The 2,982-nt window shown below is 63.0% G+C and carries 6 protein-coding genes; 5 read left to right on the top strand and 1 reads right to left on the bottom strand.

Translation table 11 applies throughout. The features are described from left to right. Positions 1-3: 3 nt before the first annotated feature. Positions 4-738, bottom strand: a complete 735-nt coding sequence (locus tag FJW10_RS30300; RefSeq protein WP_140902772.1) for a S24 family peptidase — start codon at positions 736-738, stop codon at positions 4-6. A 184-nt stretch (positions 739-922) separates the two neighbouring features. On the opposite strand from FJW10_RS30300, the gene FJW10_RS30295 reads away from it, so the two are divergent. The 5 genes from FJW10_RS30295 to FJW10_RS30280 form a co-directional block, all read left to right on the top strand. After that, entirely contained in the window at positions 923-1,228 is a 306-nt protein-coding gene (locus FJW10_RS30295) for a helix-turn-helix domain-containing protein (protein ID WP_140902771.1), read from the top strand. A gap of 62 nt (positions 1,229-1,290) precedes the next feature. Next, positions 1,291-2,130: a ParB N-terminal domain-containing protein gene (locus FJW10_RS30290; protein WP_140902770.1), complete on the top strand. Its 840-nt coding sequence runs from the start codon at positions 1,291-1,293 to the stop codon at positions 2,128-2,130. Beyond that, a complete protein-coding gene (locus FJW10_RS30285; protein ID WP_140902769.1) occupies positions 2,130-2,579 on the top strand; it encodes a hypothetical protein in 450 nt (149 codons plus the stop codon). The genes FJW10_RS30290 and FJW10_RS30285 overlap by 1 nt, the downstream gene beginning before the upstream one ends. Continuing rightward, positions 2,576-2,746, top strand: a complete 171-nt coding sequence (locus FJW10_RS30630; protein ID WP_181177722.1) for a hypothetical protein — start codon at positions 2,576-2,578, stop codon at positions 2,744-2,746. The genes FJW10_RS30285 and FJW10_RS30630 overlap by 4 nt, the downstream gene beginning before the upstream one ends. Beyond that, on the top strand, positions 2,743-2,982 hold a 240-nt coding region (locus FJW10_RS30280), incomplete at its 3' end, for a hypothetical protein (protein ID WP_140902768.1). The genes FJW10_RS30630 and FJW10_RS30280, both read left to right, overlap by 4 nt.

Raw genomic sequence — 2,982 nt, 5'->3', positions numbered from 1 at the left:
CCCTTAAATCGCCCCGCCCGCCCAACGGACGCGGCCACCGATGATCAGCTCAGGCTGCTCGGCCAACGGCACTTCCTCAGTCGCGTATTCCCGATTGTCGCTTTTCAGCAGCAGGACGCCAGAACGCAGCAATTGCAGGCGTTTCAGGCGCACCAAGCCGCCGTAGACGAGGACATAGATCGCCTCGCCGATAAATTCGCGGATCGAGATGTCGACGATCATCAGATCGCCGTCGTTGATCGTCTCGCGCATCGAATCGCCTTGGGCAACCATCAGCCGGGCGAACTTAGGGCTGACTCCGATGCGGCGCAGCCACTCCTCCCGAAAGGCGAAAATGTCCGGTTCGCTCTCTTCGTAGACGGCCATGCTGCCTGCGCCGGCGCTCGGCCTGATATCGAGCTTCGGCACCGAGACAAACCCCTCAGGCGTGCCGCTGCCGCCGCTAATCATGATCGTGGAACCCGGCCGCATCGGCCCGCGATTGGCAGCGAGCCAGTCGAGCGTCACGTTGGTGTGCTCAGCGATCTCAAGCAGCTTGTCCAAGCCCGGCAAGGACCCCTCGTCCAGGTACTTTCGCACCATAGTTCCGGAGATGCCGCTTCGCTTCGAAAACGCATGAGGTGATTCGCCCCTTAGTGCGAGCGCAAAGCGCCCGGCGAACGTCGTCACGTCATGGGCAGGCGAACTCTGACCATGCGTCAGAGTTTCACTGTCCAAATCTTCGCCAGGAAAAGTCATTTATTTTCCGTCGGTTAGCCTGTTATTCACACCAAAATGCCAATTTCGAACTCTGACGTGCGAATTGTTTCGCCCTTCGGTTGATATTTTCGCTCTTAGGTGCGACTATAGGCGCTACTAGTGTTGTTTCAATTTTTAACCAACCGGCCCTTTGCAAGAGGTCCGGCCGATCGCTGGAGCCGCCATGAACACGCCCCAGGTGTGGGACCGTCACGCCATCAACGCCGAGATACGGCGCCGTGGCATGACGCTAACCGGGATCGCCAAAGACGCTGGCCTTTACGACAGCGCCTGCAGGCAAGGGATCATCGGTAGCAGCCGGCCAGGAGCCGAGGCGATCGCCGCAGCGCTGAACATCCCCTTCCGGACCCTTTTTCCGACCCAATACACCCGTGGCCGTCATGACGAGGCTGACATTACCAGCAGGCCACGTGAGTCCGGAAGTGCAAATGTTGCACTCATTTTAGACAACGCATCCGGCGCGCCCTGAGGCCGCTGTCCAGCGCGTGATGCAGCGCTGACAGCCAGAGCCAAGACCAGGGGGCAGCGGACGTGGAACCGACCAAGATCAAAATCGCAGACATCAGAGTGCCGGCCAATCGCCGGCGGCTCGACCCGGCTTGGGTGGCGACGCTCATGGCCGACATGCAGACCGGCAACGATCACATGGTGCCGATCGAGGTCGTGCCCGACACGGCCGAGGGCTTCAAATACCGCCTGATCTTCGGCGGCCATCGACTGGCCGCGGTCACCGGCATCGGCCGGAACGAGATCGCCGCCTTCGTCAAGGATCCGAAAGAGGTCGCGACTGAGACGCAGATCCGCAAGCGCGAGATCGCCGAGAACCTGATCCGGCGTCAGCTGTCGGTCCTCGACCGCGCCAAGGACATCGCCGACTGGCGCGATATCTACGACGCCGAGCACGGCACCGGCAAAGTCGGCCGCAAGAAGGCGCGTCCGGCCGAGATCACCGAAGACGACGAGTTGAGTGCAAGCTTTGCACTCAATTTCTCGGAGGCCGCCCAGGCTGTCCTCGGCATCTCCCGCCGCAGTGTCTTCCACGCATTGAAGATCGCTACCATTCCCGAGCCGATCCGCCAGGCGATCTCGCTGCACGCGGTCGCCAACAGCCAGACTGATCTGCTGCAGCTCGCCGCCGAGACTCCCGAGCGGCAGACGGCCATTGCCGCGATGCTGACGGCCGAGCCTGCGGAAGCCGCGACGGTCGCCGACGCCATCGCGCTGCTCGACAAGGTGACGCCGCCCGCGAAGCAGCCAGGCTGGCAGAAGCTGGCCGGCGACTTCGCCAGGCTCAAGGACAGCGACCAGGACCGCTTCTTCGCCCTGCACGAGGCCGCCATCCAGCGGTGGCTGAAAGGGCGGAAATCCTGATGGCCCGCAAGTCGAACACGCTCGACCTCTTCCGCGACTACGAGCCGACGAATGTCGTCGAGCGCTTCGAGCCGGAAAAGGTCCACGCCTGGAACCTCGCCGGCCGCCTGTCGAAGGCCGTGAGCCTGACGCTGAGCGAGGCCCAGCAGCCCCGCGCCGACATCGCCAAGGCGATGTCCGACTACCTCAAGGACGAGGTGTCGAAGGCGATGCTCGACGCATACGCCAGCCAGGCCAAGGAGCATTCGATCTCGGCCCTGCGGCTGGCGGCGCTGGTTTCGGTCACCAACGACGTGAGGGCGCTCAACACGCTCTTGGAAGACGCCGGGATGATCGTCGTCCCCAAAAAATTCGAGGCGCTCATCATGCGTGAAATGGCCGACGAGGCCATCGAGCGAGCGACCCGCGACAGGCAGGCCTTCGACGCACAATGGAGGGCTAAACGGTGAACGGTCTCTGGTTTCTCTGCTTCGCGATCGGCTCGGCGCTCTGGGCGCTGCTGCTGGCCGGTCTGCATCTCGTCTTCACCCGCCAGCAACGCCGGCACCTCGCCGCCGGCGCCGTCTTCCGCCGCCGCGTGCGCAAGCACGTCCTCAAGGGGTTCATCTGGTCATGACGAAATGCGCCATCCCAGCCTGTCCGGAAGACAACGCCGGCCGCCACCAGCCCTTCTGCGTCGGCCACTATTTCAAGCTGCCGAAGCCCTACACCAGCCTGGTCACCCGCACGAGCATCGAGTGCAGCCGGATCGAGGATCCCGACAAACAGCAGCATCTGAGGGATCAGCTCGCCGGCTACATCGCCTCCTGCATCCGGCAGCTTGAAATAGTGGCCGACGCAGAAGGGCTGGTG

It is taken from the genome of Mesorhizobium sp. B4-1-1, from assembly GCF_006439375.1.
Classification (GTDB): Bacteria; Pseudomonadota; Alphaproteobacteria; order Rhizobiales; family Rhizobiaceae; genus Mesorhizobium.
Note: the sequence above shows the minus strand (reverse complement) of the source record. Positions and strands in the feature narration are given on the sequence as shown.

Coding starts and splice junctions, on each gene's coding strand:
- FJW10_RS30295 (WP_140902771.1), top strand. CDS start 923: ATGAACACGCCCCAGGTGTGGGACCGTCACGCCATCAACGCCGAGATA.
- FJW10_RS30285 (WP_140902769.1), top strand. CDS start 2,130: ATGGCCCGCAAGTCGAACACGCTCGACCTCTTCCGCGACTACGAGCCG.
- FJW10_RS30300 (WP_140902772.1), bottom strand. CDS start 738: ATGACTTTTCCTGGCGAAGATTTGGACAGTGAAACTCTGACGCATGGT.